This is a genomic window from Pedobacter frigiditerrae, from assembly GCF_004331645.1.
In the GTDB taxonomy this organism is placed as follows: Bacteria; Bacteroidota; Bacteroidia; order Sphingobacteriales; family Sphingobacteriaceae; genus Pedobacter; species Pedobacter frigiditerrae.
In genome coordinates, this window is the sequence record NZ_SJSK01000006.1 from 359,153 (window position 1) to 374,451 (window position 15,299).

A 15,299-nucleotide genomic window follows, 5' to 3' on the forward strand; every position below is an offset into this window, starting at 1 on the left:
CCGCCAATTGTTTTGGTGGGCTTTTTATTAGGTTAATGAGCAGCTACGGCAAATTGCAACCTCTCATAGTAGCAAAGACCTGAGTAAATTAAACTGGATAGTAGTGGAAATACTTTTTGTCACCCTGAGCGTACCTGTTCCGACTTCTTCGAGAGTCGAAGGGCAAAAAGATTGCAACGAATAGCCAGACTAACTTTAATCTTAGAACAGCATGTGCTTTTCAAATCATTTTACAAAGCTTAACATTCCGTCTTTTCAGGTCTTTAATCTTTGTTCCTTGCTTTTTCATCCTTTCTACCCTCAACCTTTTTCCCTAACTTTGCAACTCAAATTTTTATACGGATGAGCAAAGTAAAAGTTGGCTTGGTGCAAATGACTTGCACTAAGGATAAACAAGAAAATTTAGACAAAGCGATTGTAAAAGTTAGGGAAGCAGCGGCAAAAGGTGCACAAATTGTTTGCTTGCAAGAGTTGTTTACCTCACTATATTTTTGCGACGTAGAAGATTATGATAACTTCGATTTGGCAGAGAAAATCCCTGGTCCGTCTACAGATGCTTTACAAGTTGTGGCTAAAGAATTGGGTGTGGTTATCATTGCTTCGTTGTTTGAAAAACGTGCAGAAGGTTTGTACCACAATACCACTGCTGTTTTAGATGCTGATGGTTCTTATTTAGGTAAATATCGCAAAATGCATATTCCTGACGACCCTGCTTATTATGAAAAATTCTACTTTACACCTGGCGATTTAGGTTATAAGGTTTTCGAAACTAAATTTGCTAAAATCGGCATTTTAATATGTTGGGATCAGTGGTATCCAGAAGCTTCTCGTATTACTGCTTTGATGGGTGCTGATATCATGTTCTATCCAACAGCAATTGGTTGGGATACAACACAAGACGAAGAAACTAATCAAGACCAATACAATGCTTGGCAAACCATACAACGCTCGCATTCTGTTGCCAATGGCTTACCTGTAATTAGTGTAAATCGTGTAGGTTTTGAGCAAGAAGGTCGTATGAAATTCTGGGGTGGTAGTTTTGCTACAAATGCACAAGGCAAATTGTTATACTTGGCATCGCATGACAAAGAAGAAACTCAAGTAGTGGATATTGACCTTAAACAAAGTGATTATATCCGTAAACATTGGCCGTTTTTAAGAGATAGAAGAATTGATTCTTATCAGCCAATTACAAAGAGGTATATTGATGGGGATTAAGAGAGAGTCCGAAAGTCAGTAAAGTCGGAAAGTTTTTAGTCCGAAAGTCCGAAAGAAGTTTCTCAAAAGCATAACCTAAAATATTGTCATCCTGACTTGTGCCGATTTTATATCGGTAGCTTGTCGAAGGATCTATATATAAGATATTATAATGTCAATCAAAGTAATAAACACTTCAGAGCAACCAGAGTTTGATAACTCGCCTCTTAAACAGGGATACAAGTTCCCTGCAGAATGGGCTAAACACGAAGCAACTTGGTTAAGTTGGCCGCATAAAGAAGAATCTTGGCCTGGGAAGATCGAGACGATTTATGAACCTTATTGCCAGTTCATCAAAATTGTAGCAACAGGAGAGAAAGTCCGCATTAATGTAAGGAACGAAGAAATGAAAGTTTTTGCTATTTCAGAATTGCAGAAAGTTGAAGCTGATTTAACTCAAATAGAGTTTTACTTTAATGAGAGTAATGATGCTTGGTGCCGCGACCATGGACCAGCGTTTGTTGTTAAAGGAAATGAAAAGGCGGTTGTAGACTGGGGTTACAATGCTTGGGGGGGAAAATATCCGCCATTTGATTTAGACGATGTGATACCCACTAAAATTGCCAAACACTTTAACCTGCCATTGTTTACTCCAGACATTGTAATGGAAGGCGGTTCGGTTGAGTTTAATGGTGCTGGTACAATTTTAACGAGTACAGCTTGTTTGTTAAATGAAAACAGAAATCCGCATTTAAATAAAGAGCAAATTGAAACTTACTTAAAAGAGTTTTATGGTGCAGAGCAAGTTTTGTGGGTAGGAGATGGAATTGTTGGAGATGATACCGATGGACACATTGACGACATCACACGTTTTGTGAATGAGGATACTGTACTTACTGTTCTAGAAAGTAATCCCTTTGATGAAAATCATATTTTATTGCAAGAGAACTACGAGGCTTTAAAGGAAATGAGGTTACCGGATGGAAGACCATTAAACATTGTTAAATTGCCAATGCCATCGCCAGTAATTTACGAGGATACCCGTTTGCCAGCATCTTATGCCAATTTCTATATTGCAAATGCAGCAGTTATTGTTCCAATTTTTGGTGATGTAAACGACCAAAAAGCTTTAGATATTATTCAAGGATGTTTCCCTGATAGACCAGTTATTGGTATTAATTCTGTAGATATTATTTGGGGATTAGGTAGTTTTCATTGTTTAAGCCAACAAGAACCTGACCCCCTAACCCCCTAAAGGGGGAATAAATCCTGCTTAAGAATTTGCCAATTAATATTAACTTTACAGAAGTTTAAATTTTTACATTATATAAAAGTCCCCTTCAGGGGATTTAGGGGTTATGAAATTACTAGAAGGAAAAACAGCACTAATTACTGGTGCATCAAAAGGAATAGGTCGCAAAATAGCCGAAAAATTTGCAGAACAAGGTGCTAACGTGGCATTTACTTATCTATCGTCTGTTGAAAAAGGACAAGCTTTAGAACAAGAATTACAAAGTTTTGGAACTCAAGTAAAAGGTTACCGTTCAGATGCTTCTAAATTTGATGAAGCAGAAAAATTGATTGCTGATATCATGACAGACTTTGGTTCGATTGATATCGTAGTTAACAATGCTGGTATTACGAAAGATGGTTTGTTAATGCGCATGACAGAAGAAAATTGGGATGATGTGATGAACGTTAACTTAAAATCTATCTTCAATGTAACTAGAGCAGTAACTAAGATCATGATGAAAGCTCGTAAGGGAGTATTCATTAACATGAGTTCTATTGTTGGTGTAACTGGTAATGCTGGTCAGGCAAATTATGCCGCTTCAAAAGCAGGTATTATTGGTTTTACCAAATCGGTAGCTAAAGAATTGGGTTCTCGTAACATTCGTGCAAATGTGGTTGCGCCAGGTTTTATCCGTACAGAAATGACTGATGTTTTAGACCCAGCAGTTGTTGCAGGTTGGGAAGCAGGTATTCCACTTAAACGTGCGGGTGAAACTGAAGATATCGCCAATGTTTGTGTGTTCCTAGCTTCAGATATGAGTGCTTATGTAACCGGACAAACTATTTCTGTTTGCGGCGGAATGCTGTAATAGAGTTAGAAGGTATAAAGGTAAAAGGCGGAGGGTGTAACTTTCCGCCTTTTGTTTTAACTATCGGTTGGCGCCTCAACGATTGAAATTTAGCTGGTGTTTTGTCAGGTGGAGACACCGGCCGATGAGACTAAGGTTGTTGGCTTAGAACTTTACAACATTTCAACTTTCCAACAATCAAAACTACTTCACAACATAACTCCCCTTAACCTGTGTAACTTTTGCTATTTGTTTATCCTTCTCAAAGGCAACATAACCTTTTTGTAAGGTTTGCCAAAAGCTCAGTTGCTGTGGGTATTGAGCGCTATAATTTTTTAGATTAGCATCAGTCATTTTAAAAGGATAAATGCTAACCGGAATATCTCCTTGTCCAGCATTTCTAGCCTCTACGGCTAATACATAAACTTCTTTTATCTTCTCGTCGGTTAGGGGAATACAGCCTATCGTAACACAATTCCCGTGAATGTAAATATCTCCACCGGTTTTATTTCCTTTTCCAGTTCTCGCCACATCAACTTTGTTTGGATAATCTACTCCCAGCGATAAGTGAAAATTACTAATCGGATTAAATACATTGATTTTATAAAACCCCTCAGGTGTTTGTCCATCGCCTTCAATTACTTTGGGCCCAATTGTGCCAGAATGTGCACAGAAATCGTATGTTTTAAATAATTTGTATTGAGATTGATTAGCTGTTTTTAACCAGATTTCTAGTTTTCCTTCAGTTTTGTAAGCAGCAATATATAGTTCAAATGGCCCATTAAATCCGGCACTTTGCAAATTCTTTTGTAGAGGTGACCATTTTTCAGCATAGGCATTTCTAACTCTTTCGAACTTTAACTGTGCGATTTTAAAATTATTTTGAGCCAATGCGGGAGTAGTCATTATTAAAAGCAATATTATTTTAAAGAGCTTAACCATGTTGTTGTTGGATTTGTAGATGAATTTCGACTGACAATTTACTTAAATCTCCATTTCCTTAAAATACCTTGAAATAAGTAATTTTTAATTCAATAATCCACAAACAAATTACGATGATTTTTTTAGAAAATTAGCATCTTTACGTTTAAGCTTATGGGTAATTTTTTTACAGCGACTTCCATTTTTACTTTTTTAGCCTGCCTGCTGCTAGGTGGTTTGTATGCTTGGGTTTTATATGGTACAAACAAGAGCTTAAATCAGAATTTAAAATATGCATTAGCTGCCCTGAGAATTTTGGTGGTTACCACGATTACTTGGTTACTGTTTGCACCTTTGGTTAAGCGAATTACTTATACTCCAGAAAAACCAATCATTGTTTTAGCACACGATAACTCTATTTCAGTTGCTGAAGTTGAACCAGCTGGTTTTAATAAGGCGAAGTACCAGAAAGATTTACAGCAATTAAAAGATCAACTTTCTAGTAAATATGAAGTAAAAACTTTCAGTTTCAGCGATAGTGTTAAAGCGGGATTGGATTTTACCGGAAAGGGAAAGTTAAGTAATGCATCAGGATTAATTAATCAGCTAAATGATGAGCTATTAAATAGAAATGTTGGTGCAGTAATTATTGCTAGCGATGGTATTTTTAATCGTGGTGGTAATCCTTTATACGAACTCAATAAAATAAAAGCGCCTGTTTATACCATTGCCATGGGCGATACCATTGCAAAACGAGATGTGTTAATTGCCAATGTAAACTACAACAACTTAGTTTATTTAGATAATGAATTTACATTAGATATTCAGGTCCAAGCTTTTGAAAGTAAGGGAGAAACTACACAATTATCAGTCGCTGAAAATGGGGTTAAGGTTAAGCAGCAAAATGTTGCCATTAACGCCAATAGTTTTGTGCAAGATGTTCAGATAAAATTGAATGCCAATAAAATTGGTGTGCAGAAGTACACAGTTAATGTTTCTTCGGTAAAGAATGAAATTACTACGAAGAATAACAGTCAGACCATTTTTGTTGAGGTGATAGATGCAAGGCAAAAGGTGTTATTAGCTGCTGCAGCTCCGCATCCAGATATAGCTACTTTAAAACAAGCCATAGAACTTAATAAACATTATGAAGTTACGGTTGCATTGGCAGATGAACTAAATACCACCGAGCCAAATAAGTATAGTTTAGCCATTCTTTACCAATTACCGGGCAATACAAATGTTGCAGCTAGCTTGATTGGTAGGCTACAAGAAGCTAAAACTTCCCTTTGGTATATTTTAGGCGCTCAAAGTAATGTAGGTGCATTTAATCAAGTGCAAAAATCGTTAAGCTTTAGTAGGGCAAACGGTTCTATACAAGAAGTTTTTCCATATCCTGACCCAAATTTCACAAGCTTTAATTTAGATGCTGCAGCATTAAAACAATTGAATGATTACGATCCCTTACAAATGCCCTTTGCTAATTTGGGTATCAACGGAAATTATACGGCTGCTTTAAATCAGAGAATAGGAAAGATTAACACGCAGACACCATTGTTGTTTTTTATAGATGACAATGGTAAAAAACTTGGGTTTTTAATAGGAGAGGGGATTTGGAAATGGAAATTAGAAGAAGCCAAGAATGAACAAAGTTTCCCGCTGGTTAATGAATTGATTGCTAAAACCGTACAATATCTATCTGTTAAGGATGATAAAAGGAAGTTTAAGGTTTACAGTAGCAAAAATACTTACGAGGAAAATGAAAATGTAGTGCTGAATGCCACTTTGTACAATGATGCTTATGAAGCTGTAAATACGCCAGATGTAAATGTTCAGATTAAAAATGGTGATGGTAAAGTATTTAATTATACCTTTTCGAAATTTGGTGCCGCTTACAGGTTAGACGCAGGAACATTGCCACAAGGGAATTATACTTACATAGCAAGTACAAGTTTAGGAGATAAGAAATACACTGCATCAGGAGCTTTCTACGTAAATGCATTAATTGCAGAATACCAGCAGACCACAGCTAATCACCAGTTATTATACACAATGGCGCAACAAAGTGGAGGTAAAATGGTTATGCCAGCCAATTTGTTAAGCATAGCTGATTTATTGGAGAAAAGCGGGCAGGTAAAAACCATTAGCTACGAAGACAGGAAATATGAAGAATTGATCAGCTTGAAATGGTTATTCGCTTTAATCATCATACTTTTAACTGCCGAATGGTTCATGAGAAAACGTAATGGTGAGGCATAATGGAAATAACCACTACATACGCAATTGAGATATTAGGGACAATTTCCTTTGCCATCTCAGGTACTTTTGCTGCCATGCAGAAGCGATTAGATCCTTTTGGGGTACTCATCATTGCTTTTGTAACTTCTATTGGTGGAGGAACCGTAAGAGATCTATTACTTGGAGATACTCCTGTAGCTTGGATGCGTGATGTAAACTATTGTTTGCTGATTTTGGTAACATCACTACTCACCATTTTCTTTAAAAGTCAGATTAAAAAATTTAAAATCACTTTGTTTCTCTTTGATTCACTCGGACTTGGCTTATTTACTTTAGTAGGTGTACAAAAAGGCATAGTATTTGGGTTAGACCCAGGCATTTGCGTAGCGCTAGGAACTATTACCGGATGTTTCGGAGGGGTAATTCGCGATACACTTTTAAATACCATTCCCCTTATTTTCAGGAAAGAGATTTATGCAACTGCTTGTATTTTGGGAGGGATATTATACTTCGTCCTGCTTTATTTTAACCTAAAAGCTGATGTTGCCAAGGTTATTGTTATTGCTTTCATTTTTACCTTACGAATTATAGTGGTACGCTACAAATTGGCATTGCCGAAGTTTGGGTATGGATAAAATGGAAGATGTAAGAGGGAAAATGAAAGATGGAATGGTATGTATTCCAAGAGGTCACTTTGGTAAAACTATAAGCTTGTAAATCAATTAATCTTAAAATCCTGATATAGATATTCTTGCAGCTTACCTTTTTGGTTAGCATCATTCAATTGCCAAAGTTCTTTAGACCAGTTTGTTTTATTTTCTTGCTTATTTAAATAAGGAAGTACAATTCCCATTGTTCCTAAAATCAATGTTTTTTGGTCTTTGATGCTTGGGTTATCAAGTGTGAACTTTGTTAATCCAGCCATGTACATTAACATTAAATCAGAATCTGTATTAAAGAAGTTGGTTTCTTTTTCTTCTAAATAGAAGGTGTAATAGGGCGTTCCATTCATCCACTTCAGCAAAAACTGTCCTGCTTCTGTTCTTGATTTGTTTTTTTTATCGATAGGTGTCTGAAATAAATAATCAGTTACCTTAAAAACCAAAGTTTCAGTTCCCTTAAAATGTGATTTTTTATTTAATTTGATGTTTTTTAGGTGGGGAAGCTCTTGCGAAAAGGAATAACAGATGTTTAGAGAAAACAAGAAAAGTAAAATTACTTTTTTCATATATGTTATGTCAATTAGTGTCCCTTTTAAGCGAATATAGTGCTTTGGAACAAAATTTTAAGAATAAATAAGCGAAAAGGTTTAATTTTTTACGGTGTCGCTCTTTACAATAACAAAAACATCTTCATTGTCCTTTTTCATAAAGTATTTTTCACGAGCAAACTTTTCAGCAGTATTTAGGTTGCTATCTAACTCTGCTAAATCTTTCTTTACGTCGGCAGTTTCTTTAGTATAGAAATCTTTCTCTTGTTGTAGCTTGTTTACTGCGGTGCGATATTCATACTGAGAAAGCATATCGTTCTTGTCAAAAAACAGCATCCATACTGCAAAAGCCACAATGGCTAAGAAATATTTATTGCGTAAAAGTTCTAACAGTTTTTTCATAATTTGAGATTTGAGTCCCGATAGCTATCGGGATGAGAGATTACTCATATCTTTGCAAAGATAGTATTAAAATAAAAACATCCGAAGATTTAAAATCTCCGGATGTTTCACAAATAAGTTTTTCAACTTGTTAACATCTCAAGTCCCCTTCAGCGGATTTATGCCAAAGGCATCCCTTTGGGAGGGGTTTATTTTTTTGCGTATTTAAAGTTCTTGCCAATAAAACGTGCAGATTCACCTAATTCTTCTTCTATACGTAATAATTGGTTGTATTTTGCAATCCTATCTGAACGTGAAGCAGAACCTGTTTTAATTTGACCACAGTTTAAAGCAACAGCTAAATCTGCGATTGTAGTATCTTCAGTTTCACCACTTCTATGACTCATTACTGAGGTATAGCCGCTGTTTTGAGCTAAACTAACCGCATTAATGGTTTCCGTTAAAGAACCAATTTGGTTAACTTTTACTAAGATTGAGTTTGCAGTATCTGTATCAATACCTGTTTGTAAACGCTTAACATTAGTTACAAATAAATCATCACCCACTAATTGGACTCTATCCCCAATTTTCTCGGTTAATAACTTCCAGCCAGCCCAATCGTTTTCATCCATACCATCTTCAATAGAGATAATTGGATATTTTGCAGAAAGTTCAGCTAAATATTCTACTTGTTCAGCACTTGAACGAATTGCGCCATTAGGGCCTTCAAATTTAGAATAATCATATTTTCCATCTTTGTAAAACTCAGATGAAGCGCAATCTAATGCTAAACAGATATCAACTCCCGGTTTGTAACCCGCTTTTTCGATAGCTTTTAATACAGTTTCAACAGCATCTTCAGTTCCATCAAAAGTAGGAGCGAAACCACCTTCGTCACCAACGGCAGTTGATAAACCTCTATCGTGTAAAATAGCTTTTAAGTTATGGAAAACCTCAGTTCCCCAACGTAGTGCTTCAGAGAAAGAAGGAGCGCCAACTGGCATGATCATGAATTCTTGGAAAGCAATAGGAGCATCAGAGTGAGAACCACCATTAATGATATTCATCATTGGAATAGGTAAAGTATTTGCATTTACACCACCAATGTAACGGTATAAAGGTTGTCTGCTTTCTGCTGCTGCTGCTTTTGCTACTGCTAAAGAAACACCTAAAATAGCATTTGCCCCTAAGTTTCCTTTGTTTTCAGTACCATCCAAGTCAATCATTAACTTGTCTATTAAATTCTGCTCAAAAACATCAACACCTTGCAAAGCTTGAGCAATTTTAGTGTTTACATTTTCAACAGCTTTTAAAACACCTTTACCCATATAGGTTTTTTTGTCGCCATCACGCAATTCAACTGCCTCATGTTGACCAGTACTTGCACCTGATGGAACAGCTGCACGGCCCATTTGGCCATTCTCTGTAACTACTTCAACTTCTATTGTTGGATTACCCCTAGAATCAAGGATTTGTCTTGCGTGGACATCAATTATTAAACTCATTTTATTTTGGTTTTGATTAAAAATTGCCCTTAGTGTAAAAAGTACAATTAGCTAGGGCGTATCCAAAGTTAAAATAATTTTTAAATTATAAGTGATAGATAGTTCTATTTTTTTAAAAAGTAGGGTCTTAATTAAAGTAAGCCAATGAGTTGCATAAAAAAAAGCTCCAATATTGGAGCTTTTTTAATTTAAAATAAGGTAGTCAGCTTTTTATTTTTGACTGTTTTCATCGTGGTTAATCATCCAGTTAATGCCAAACTTATCTGTAAACATCCCAAAGTATGCTCCCCAAAATGTTTTGTCCAGTGGCATGGTAACTGTTCCTCCAGTAGAAAGACCTTCAAATAGTTTGTCGGCTTCAGCTATGCTATCTGTATTGATAGAGATTGAAAAATTATTCCCAACGATTGTTGTTTGGCCAAATGCTTCAGAACTATCACTGCCCATTAATATGGTTTCTGCACTTATTGGTAAAGAAACATGCATGATTTTTTCGCCTTCTTCTGCTGGTACTGGGTCACAACCTTCTGCTGGTGGCATATCTTTAAATCTTCCGATGTAGGGAAATTCGCCGCCAAATACTGATTTGTAAAAGGTAAATGCTGCTTCGCAATTACCATTAAATGTTAGGTAAGGATTAATAGTTGCCATATTGTTTGTGTTTTGCTTTCTTAAAGTTAATCTTTTAATGCTAAAAAATACTTATAGACTAAGCCCGCTAAAATAGCACCTATTATTGGTGCCAGCCAAAATAACCATAATTGGCTAATGGCTTCTCCACCTACAAATATAGCCTGACTGGTGCTTCTTGCTGGATTAACTGAGGTATTGGTTACAGGAATACTAATTAAATGAATTAAAGTTAAGCATAAGCCAATTGCTAAACCTGCAAATCCTTTTGGCGCACGTTCATCAGTTGAACCTAGAATTACTAACAAGAAAATAAAAGTTAATACAATTTCAATTACCAATGCTGCAATCATACCATATTTACCCGGTGATAAATCACCATATCCATTGGTTGCAAAACTGCCTATAGCACTACCGTTGCCTGTTGCAATTACATATAGCAATGCAGCAGCAGCTATACCTCCTAAAACTTGGGCAACAATATAGGGCAATAGGTTTTTTGTTTCTAAGCGCCCGGCAACCCAAGCACCAATAGAAACTGCTGGGTTTAAGTGTGCGCCAGAAATATGCCCAAATGCATAAGCCATGGTTACTACAGTTAAGCCAAATGCCCAGGCAACTCCTACATAAGCAATACCATTTCCGGGAAAATTACAAGCTAATATGGCACTGCCACATCCACCAAATACCAACCAGAATGTTCCAATAAATTCTGCTACTAATTTTTTCATTTTTTGTTTAGTTAAGTTTTCAAAATGTAAGAGTGCTTAACTAAACTCAAATGATTTAGCAAAATGCTAGGTGTCCATTTTCTGTTTAGCCTCTATCCACCAAATGAGTTCGTTAACAAAAGAAGAAGCTCTTTTATTGGTTGCTTCCTCATCATTTGGTTTGCCGTTTTCATCAAATGTTTTCTCTACCGTAGCCACAGGAAACATTGCCGGAACTGTTAATGCTCCAATTTTCCATAGACTGAATTGTATAGAAGTGATAACTTGAGTACCCGCAAATGCACCAGCCGAAACTGTGGCAATTGCAATTGGCTTGCGTTTCCATTCTGCATACAATAAATCAATAGCATTTTTTAAACTAGCTGGATATCCTCCATTGTACTCAGGAGTTACAAGGATAATACCATCGCTTTTAGTAACCTCATCTGCAAATGAAAGCATGGCTTCAGTAGGGTTGGAAATGAATCTTAAACGTTCTTCAAAAATTGGAAAATTGTATTCCTTTAGGTCAATGATTTTAACATTGGCCAATTGATTTTCTTCTAGGTAGTTTTTGAAATAAAGTGCAACGCGATGGCTATTTCGACCATTTCTTACACTGGCGGATAGGATGGAAATATTTTTCATTCCCTAATCTATTATTTAATTTTCTCAAAAACTATAAAGCTAGATTTTTACGTGAATAAATTTTTATAAAGGCATTTTTACGCCAAATGAGATTTAAACCATACGGGGATTTTCTTACTCGAATAAGGTTGTTTTATCCCAAATGATGTTAAATAAAAAAGGATGATAAGCTCTATCCTATCATCCTTCAATCTTAAAAAGCCTATTTAATACAATTTTTTATTCCCACTTAAATGTTTTAACTGCCACTGCATAAATCCCGATTCCCCATAACACCAATATCAAAATCTGGTGTTTTACGTCCCAAAGACCTGCGCCTTCAAAGGCAACTTGACGCATCGCATCATTTAAATAGGTTAGTGGTAAAGCCCTGCTAATTGGTTGTAGCCAAGTTGGAAATGCATCTACAGAGAAAAACGTTCCAGATAATAAGAATTGGGGTAGTGTAATGATATTAGATATTGGGGGGATGGTACTTTCGCTTTTAGCTAAGCCAGAGACCACAAAACCAAAACCCATGAAAACGATGACGCCCATTGTGGCTAAAATGAGCATGTTTATAACTGTGGTAGCACCATGTATAAGCGTAAACTTAAAGCCAAAATGGCCAATTAAAATAATTACTAAAGCGCCAAGTAATGCAAAACCAATACGTGCAATACCTTCACCTAAAACGATACTCGACCGTCTAACAGGAGTTGCAAAGAATCTTTTAATCACCAAATTCTGACGTAAACTAAAGAATACGAAAGCTGTTCCAAATACACCAGTACTTAATAAAGAAAAACCTAATTGACCTGGTAAAATAAAATCTATCTGACGATACACTCTTGCTGTTACCGTTGTTGCCTGTATTTCTGTAATGGTTGGTTTTAAGTTTTGTGTGTTTAAGTTATAAGTAACTTCATTTAATATCGATTTTAAAATGCTACCCTTATCCATTGAGGCTGATGTATATTTTACATGTGTAATGAAGGCAGGCATTCCGGCTGGATTTTTCTCTACATCGATAATCGCATCGTAATCACCTTTTTCTAGCCCCTTGTTTATTGCGACAAGGTCTGTGCTTTTAGAAAATCTAATTACTGATATTTTTTGCAATGATTTAATGATTGGGTTGTTTACGTCTGATCCTGGTTTTACAGCTAGATCTATTTTTGTTCCCCCGCCTCCTAAAAAGCCAAAAACAAGGATAAATATTAAAGGAAACGCTAGCGTAAATACTACTGCGGAAGGACTACGCATGATTGACCTGAAACTAGCTTTTGCTAAGGCTAGGGTAGCTTTTATATGACTATAACCCCCAGCCCCTGAAGGGGAGTTTAAATTTTTATTAGATTGTATATTATTCATAATGAGTTGTTATTTAAATGTTTGAATGATAAATTCCCCCTTTAGGGGGTTAGGGGGTCATTCACGCCATTCTTGGCCAGTTAGGTTAATAAATACATCTTCTAAGTTGGCTTTTTTAACTTCTTTTTTACGCTCAAAGCCACTGGCCACTAAATCGTCAATTAATTTATCTGGTGTGTCTAGGGCGATAATCTGTCCACGTTCTACAAATGCAACACGGTCACAAAGTTGCTCTGCCTCATCCATATAGTGAGTAGTAATTACAACGGTTGTTCCAGCCCTACGAATTTCAATAATCAAATCCCATAGGTTTCTACGAGCTTGTGGGTCTAGGCCGGTAGTGGGCTCATCTAAAAAGATAATTTTTGGCGAATTAATTAAAGTAGTTGCAATAGAAAAGCGTTGTTTTTGTCCGCCAGATAAAGCTTTGTATTTTGCTTTAGCCTTGTCTTGTAGATTTACCTTCTCCAACATTTCCATTGGTTTAACGCTAACGCCATATAAGCCAGAAAACAATTCAAGTAGCTCTACTAAGTTTAGGTTTGGGTAATAACCTGCTGCTTGCAACTGTACGCCAATAATACGTTTGATGGCATTGGCATCAGTATCAACCGAAAAACCATCAACAATAACTTCACCAGCTGTTTTTTGGCGTAAGGTTTCTATAATTTCTAGGGTAGTAGTTTTACCAGCGCCATTTGGACCAAGCAAACCAAAAATTTCATTTTCATAAACTTCGAAGCTTAAGCCTTGTACTGCCTTAAAGTCATCATAGTTTTTTACCAGGTCTTTCACACTGATAATGACATTCTTCTTTTCCATTGTTTAGTTTTGTTTTGAGAGCGAAAGGCTAAAGATAACAACATAGCCCTTCCGTTTCTATAAATCTAAAGTAATAAGGTTTAGATGAATAGAAAATGAATTTTATCTGACTGGCAGTAAAATGTCGATAAAATGATGATTTATCAAGATGAATGGTAAACTGTCTGGAGCAGGATTTACAGGATTAACCGATTTTTAAGATAATAGTTTATTAAAATTTAGCTGAACTAAATACAATTAAACCAATCTGTCCCTAAACCCTAAACCCTAAACCCTAAACCCTAAACCCTAAACCTACCAGGCTAACTCACCTTTAATCAAGTCAACAAAATCATCAAATAAGTAACGAGAATCATGTGGGCCTGGAGACGACTCTGGGTGATATTGCACCGAGAATGCTTTTTTACCTTTTACACGAATTCCTTCAATCGAATCATCGTTTAAATTAACGTGAGTGATTTCTACTTTTTCAGATTTTCTAACCTCATCAGGTATTACGCCAAAACCATGGTTCTGAGAAGTAACCTCGCAGTGGTTTTTGATAATATTTTTAACAGGGTGATTTAATCCCCTATGACCGTTAAACATTTTCATGGTGCCAATGCCATTTGCTTCAGCCAATAATTGGTGACCTAAACAAATTCCGAATAAAGGTTTGTCGGCTTCTAAAATAGATTTAACTGTATCAATAGCATAAGCCATTGCAGATGGATCACCCGGGCCATTTGAAATGAAATAACCATTTGCTCCCCATTCGTTCATTTCTGTGAAAGTGGTTTTAGCAGGATAAACTTTTACATAAACATCTCTGTCATCAAAGTTGCGTAGGATGTTGGTTTTGATGCCTAAATCTAAAGCAGCAATTTTATAACTAGCATCCGGATTACCGTAATAATATGGCTCAGTAGTAGAAACGTGAGATGAAAGCTCTAAACCATCCATGTCAGGCACTTCAGCCAATTTCTTTTTTAATTCTTGTAAATCAGTAATTTCAGATGAGATAATTGCATTCATCGCTCCTTTATTTCTAATGTGGCGCACTAAAGCACGAGTATCAATCTCAGAAATACCTACTATATTTTCATTCTGGAAATTATCTTGTATAGATTCTGAAGCCTCTTTTCTACTGTATAAAATATTGTAGTTTTTACAAACCAAACCAGCAATTTTGATAGAGCCAGATTCTATTTCTTCTTTATGAATACCGTAGTTGCCAATATGTGCATTGGTTGCCACTAAAATCTGCCCAAAGTAAGATGGGTCAGTAAACACTTCCTGATAGCCAGTCATACCCGTATTAAAGCAAATCTCGCCAGTAGTAGTTCCGATTTTTCCGGCAGCTTTGCCATAAAAAACAGTGCCGTCGGCTAATAATAAAATTGCAGGTAACTTGGTGTAGTTAGTCATTTGTATTACAATAAGGGTTTGATAAAAAAAGAGAAAAAATGATGGAATTCTTAACGGATATGCCGTTTTTGAAGGATGTTAAAGAAGTCTGACCGAACTCATTCATTTCAGGATACAAAGGTAGGTTTTTCAACGGTTTTTTCAAGATATTTTTTGAAAAAAAAGTATTGCGTATTGCGATAGGCGTATTGAGATG

General features: G+C 36.1%; 15 protein-coding genes. 5 read left to right on the forward strand and 10 right to left on the reverse strand.

The window, feature by feature from the left end; all coding sequences use genetic code 11:
* The first annotated feature begins 342 nt into the window (after window positions 1-342).
* The 3 genes from EZ428_RS20915 to fabG all read left to right on the forward strand — a co-directional run bounded on the left by EZ428_RS20915 (window position 343) and on the right by fabG (window position 3,299).
* Entirely contained in the window at window positions 343-1,218 is an 876-nt protein-coding gene (locus EZ428_RS20915; RefSeq protein ID WP_131555177.1) for a carbon-nitrogen hydrolase, read from the forward strand.
* A 151-nt stretch (window positions 1,219-1,369) separates the two neighbouring features.
* A complete protein-coding gene (locus tag EZ428_RS20920; RefSeq protein ID WP_131555178.1) occupies window positions 1,370-2,452 on the forward strand; it encodes an agmatine deiminase family protein in 1,083 nt (360 codons plus the stop codon).
* 103 nt (window positions 2,453-2,555) lie between these two features.
* Window positions 2,556-3,299: a 3-oxoacyl-[acyl-carrier-protein] reductase gene (fabG, locus tag EZ428_RS20925; RefSeq protein WP_131555180.1), complete on the forward strand. Its 744-nt coding sequence runs from the start codon at window positions 2,556-2,558 to the stop codon at window positions 3,297-3,299.
* 183 nt (window positions 3,300-3,482) lie between these two features.
* Here fabG and EZ428_RS20930 read toward each other — a convergent pair whose 3' ends face one another.
* A complete protein-coding gene (locus EZ428_RS20930) occupies window positions 3,483-4,184 on the reverse strand; it encodes a L,D-transpeptidase family protein (RefSeq protein ID WP_225871110.1) in 702 nt (233 codons plus the stop codon).
* A 189-nt stretch (window positions 4,185-4,373) separates the two neighbouring features.
* Between EZ428_RS20930 and EZ428_RS20935 the strand changes: the two genes are divergently transcribed.
* Both EZ428_RS20935 and EZ428_RS20940 read left to right on the forward strand, forming a co-directional pair.
* A complete protein-coding gene (locus EZ428_RS20935) occupies window positions 4,374-6,458 on the forward strand; it encodes a hypothetical protein (RefSeq protein ID WP_131555183.1) in 2,085 nt (694 codons plus the stop codon).
* Window positions 6,458-7,072 carry a trimeric intracellular cation channel family protein gene (locus EZ428_RS20940; protein WP_131555185.1) on the forward strand — a complete coding sequence of 205 codons (615 nt, stop codon included), beginning with the start codon at window positions 6,458-6,460 and terminating at the stop codon, window positions 7,070-7,072. The genes EZ428_RS20935 and EZ428_RS20940 overlap by 1 nt, the downstream gene beginning before the upstream one ends.
* Before the next feature lie 83 nt (window positions 7,073-7,155).
* On the opposite strand, the gene EZ428_RS20945 is transcribed toward EZ428_RS20940, so the two are convergent.
* The 9 genes from EZ428_RS20945 to carA form a co-directional block, all read right to left on the reverse strand.
* Complete coding sequence (locus tag EZ428_RS20945) at window positions 7,156-7,665, reverse strand: hypothetical protein (RefSeq protein WP_131555187.1); 510 nt, start codon at window positions 7,663-7,665, stop codon at window positions 7,156-7,158.
* A gap of 81 nt (window positions 7,666-7,746) precedes the next feature.
* The gene (locus tag EZ428_RS20950; RefSeq protein ID WP_131555189.1) at window positions 7,747-8,049 is read right to left on the reverse strand and encodes an FtsB family cell division protein; all 303 of its coding nucleotides are present in this window, start codon (window positions 8,047-8,049) and stop codon (window positions 7,747-7,749) included.
* A gap of 188 nt (window positions 8,050-8,237) precedes the next feature.
* Window positions 8,238-9,533 carry a phosphopyruvate hydratase gene (gene eno / locus EZ428_RS20955; RefSeq protein WP_131555190.1) on the reverse strand — a complete coding sequence of 432 codons (1,296 nt, stop codon included), beginning with the start codon at window positions 9,531-9,533 and terminating at the stop codon, window positions 8,238-8,240.
* Window positions 9,534-9,743: 210 nt separating this feature from the next.
* The gene (locus tag EZ428_RS20960) at window positions 9,744-10,184 is read right to left on the reverse strand and encodes a VOC family protein (protein ID WP_131555192.1); all 441 of its coding nucleotides are present in this window, start codon (window positions 10,182-10,184) and stop codon (window positions 9,744-9,746) included.
* 26 nt (window positions 10,185-10,210) lie between these two features.
* Complete coding sequence (aqpZ, locus tag EZ428_RS20965) at window positions 10,211-10,894, reverse strand: aquaporin Z (protein ID WP_131555194.1); 684 nt, start codon at window positions 10,892-10,894, stop codon at window positions 10,211-10,213.
* Between the two features lie 66 nt (window positions 10,895-10,960).
* On the reverse strand, window positions 10,961-11,521 hold the full coding sequence (locus EZ428_RS20970; RefSeq protein WP_131555196.1) for an NADPH-dependent FMN reductase: 561 nt from the start codon (window positions 11,519-11,521) through the stop codon (window positions 10,961-10,963).
* Window positions 11,522-11,740: 219 nt separating this feature from the next.
* Window positions 11,741-12,874 (reverse strand): ABC transporter permease, encoded by a 1,134-nt coding sequence (locus tag EZ428_RS20975; protein ID WP_131555198.1) that lies wholly within the window; start codon window positions 12,872-12,874, stop codon window positions 11,741-11,743.
* A gap of 57 nt (window positions 12,875-12,931) precedes the next feature.
* Window positions 12,932-13,696: an ABC transporter ATP-binding protein gene (locus tag EZ428_RS20980; protein ID WP_131555200.1), complete on the reverse strand. Its 765-nt coding sequence runs from the start codon at window positions 13,694-13,696 to the stop codon at window positions 12,932-12,934.
* Window positions 13,697-13,990: 294 nt separating this feature from the next.
* Window positions 13,991-15,103, reverse strand: coding sequence for a glutamine-hydrolyzing carbamoyl-phosphate synthase small subunit (gene carA, locus EZ428_RS20985; protein WP_131555202.1), 1,113 nt, complete (start codon window positions 15,101-15,103; stop codon window positions 13,991-13,993).
* Window positions 15,104-15,299: the final 196 nt, after the last annotated feature.

Excerpts from the sequence above, each read along its gene's own strand:
- EZ428_RS20950 (WP_131555189.1), bottom strand. The coding sequence starts at position 8,049 with ATGAAAAAACTGTTAGAACTTTTACGCAATAAATATTTCTTAGCCATT.
- EZ428_RS20975 (WP_131555198.1), bottom strand. The coding sequence starts at position 12,874 with ATGAATAATATACAATCTAATAAAAATTTAAACTCCCCTTCAGGGGCT.
- aqpZ (WP_131555194.1), bottom strand. The coding sequence starts at position 10,894 with ATGAAAAAATTAGTAGCAGAATTTATTGGAACATTCTGGTTGGTATTT.
- fabG (WP_131555180.1), top strand. The coding sequence starts at position 2,556 with ATGAAATTACTAGAAGGAAAAACAGCACTAATTACTGGTGCATCAAAA.
- eno (WP_131555190.1), bottom strand. The coding sequence starts at position 9,533 with ATGAGTTTAATAATTGATGTCCACGCAAGACAAATCCTTGATTCTAGG.
- EZ428_RS20915 (WP_131555177.1), top strand. The coding sequence starts at position 343 with ATGAGCAAAGTAAAAGTTGGCTTGGTGCAAATGACTTGCACTAAGGAT.
- EZ428_RS20980 (WP_131555200.1), bottom strand. The coding sequence starts at position 13,696 with ATGGAAAAGAAGAATGTCATTATCAGTGTGAAAGACCTGGTAAAAAAC.
- EZ428_RS20970 (WP_131555196.1), bottom strand. The coding sequence starts at position 11,521 with ATGAAAAATATTTCCATCCTATCCGCCAGTGTAAGAAATGGTCGAAAT.
- EZ428_RS20930 (WP_225871110.1), bottom strand. The coding sequence starts at position 4,184 with ATGACTACTCCCGCATTGGCTCAAAATAATTTTAAAATCGCACAGTTA.
- EZ428_RS20920 (WP_131555178.1), top strand. The coding sequence starts at position 1,370 with ATGTCAATCAAAGTAATAAACACTTCAGAGCAACCAGAGTTTGATAAC.
- EZ428_RS20935 (WP_131555183.1), top strand. The coding sequence starts at position 4,374 with ATGGGTAATTTTTTTACAGCGACTTCCATTTTTACTTTTTTAGCCTGC.
- EZ428_RS20940 (WP_131555185.1), top strand. The coding sequence starts at position 6,458 with ATGGAAATAACCACTACATACGCAATTGAGATATTAGGGACAATTTCC.
- carA (WP_131555202.1), bottom strand. The coding sequence starts at position 15,103 with ATGACTAACTACACCAAGTTACCTGCAATTTTATTATTAGCCGACGGC.
- EZ428_RS20960 (WP_131555192.1), bottom strand. The coding sequence starts at position 10,184 with ATGGCAACTATTAATCCTTACCTAACATTTAATGGTAATTGCGAAGCA.
- EZ428_RS20945 (WP_131555187.1), bottom strand. The coding sequence starts at position 7,665 with ATGAAAAAAGTAATTTTACTTTTCTTGTTTTCTCTAAACATCTGTTAT.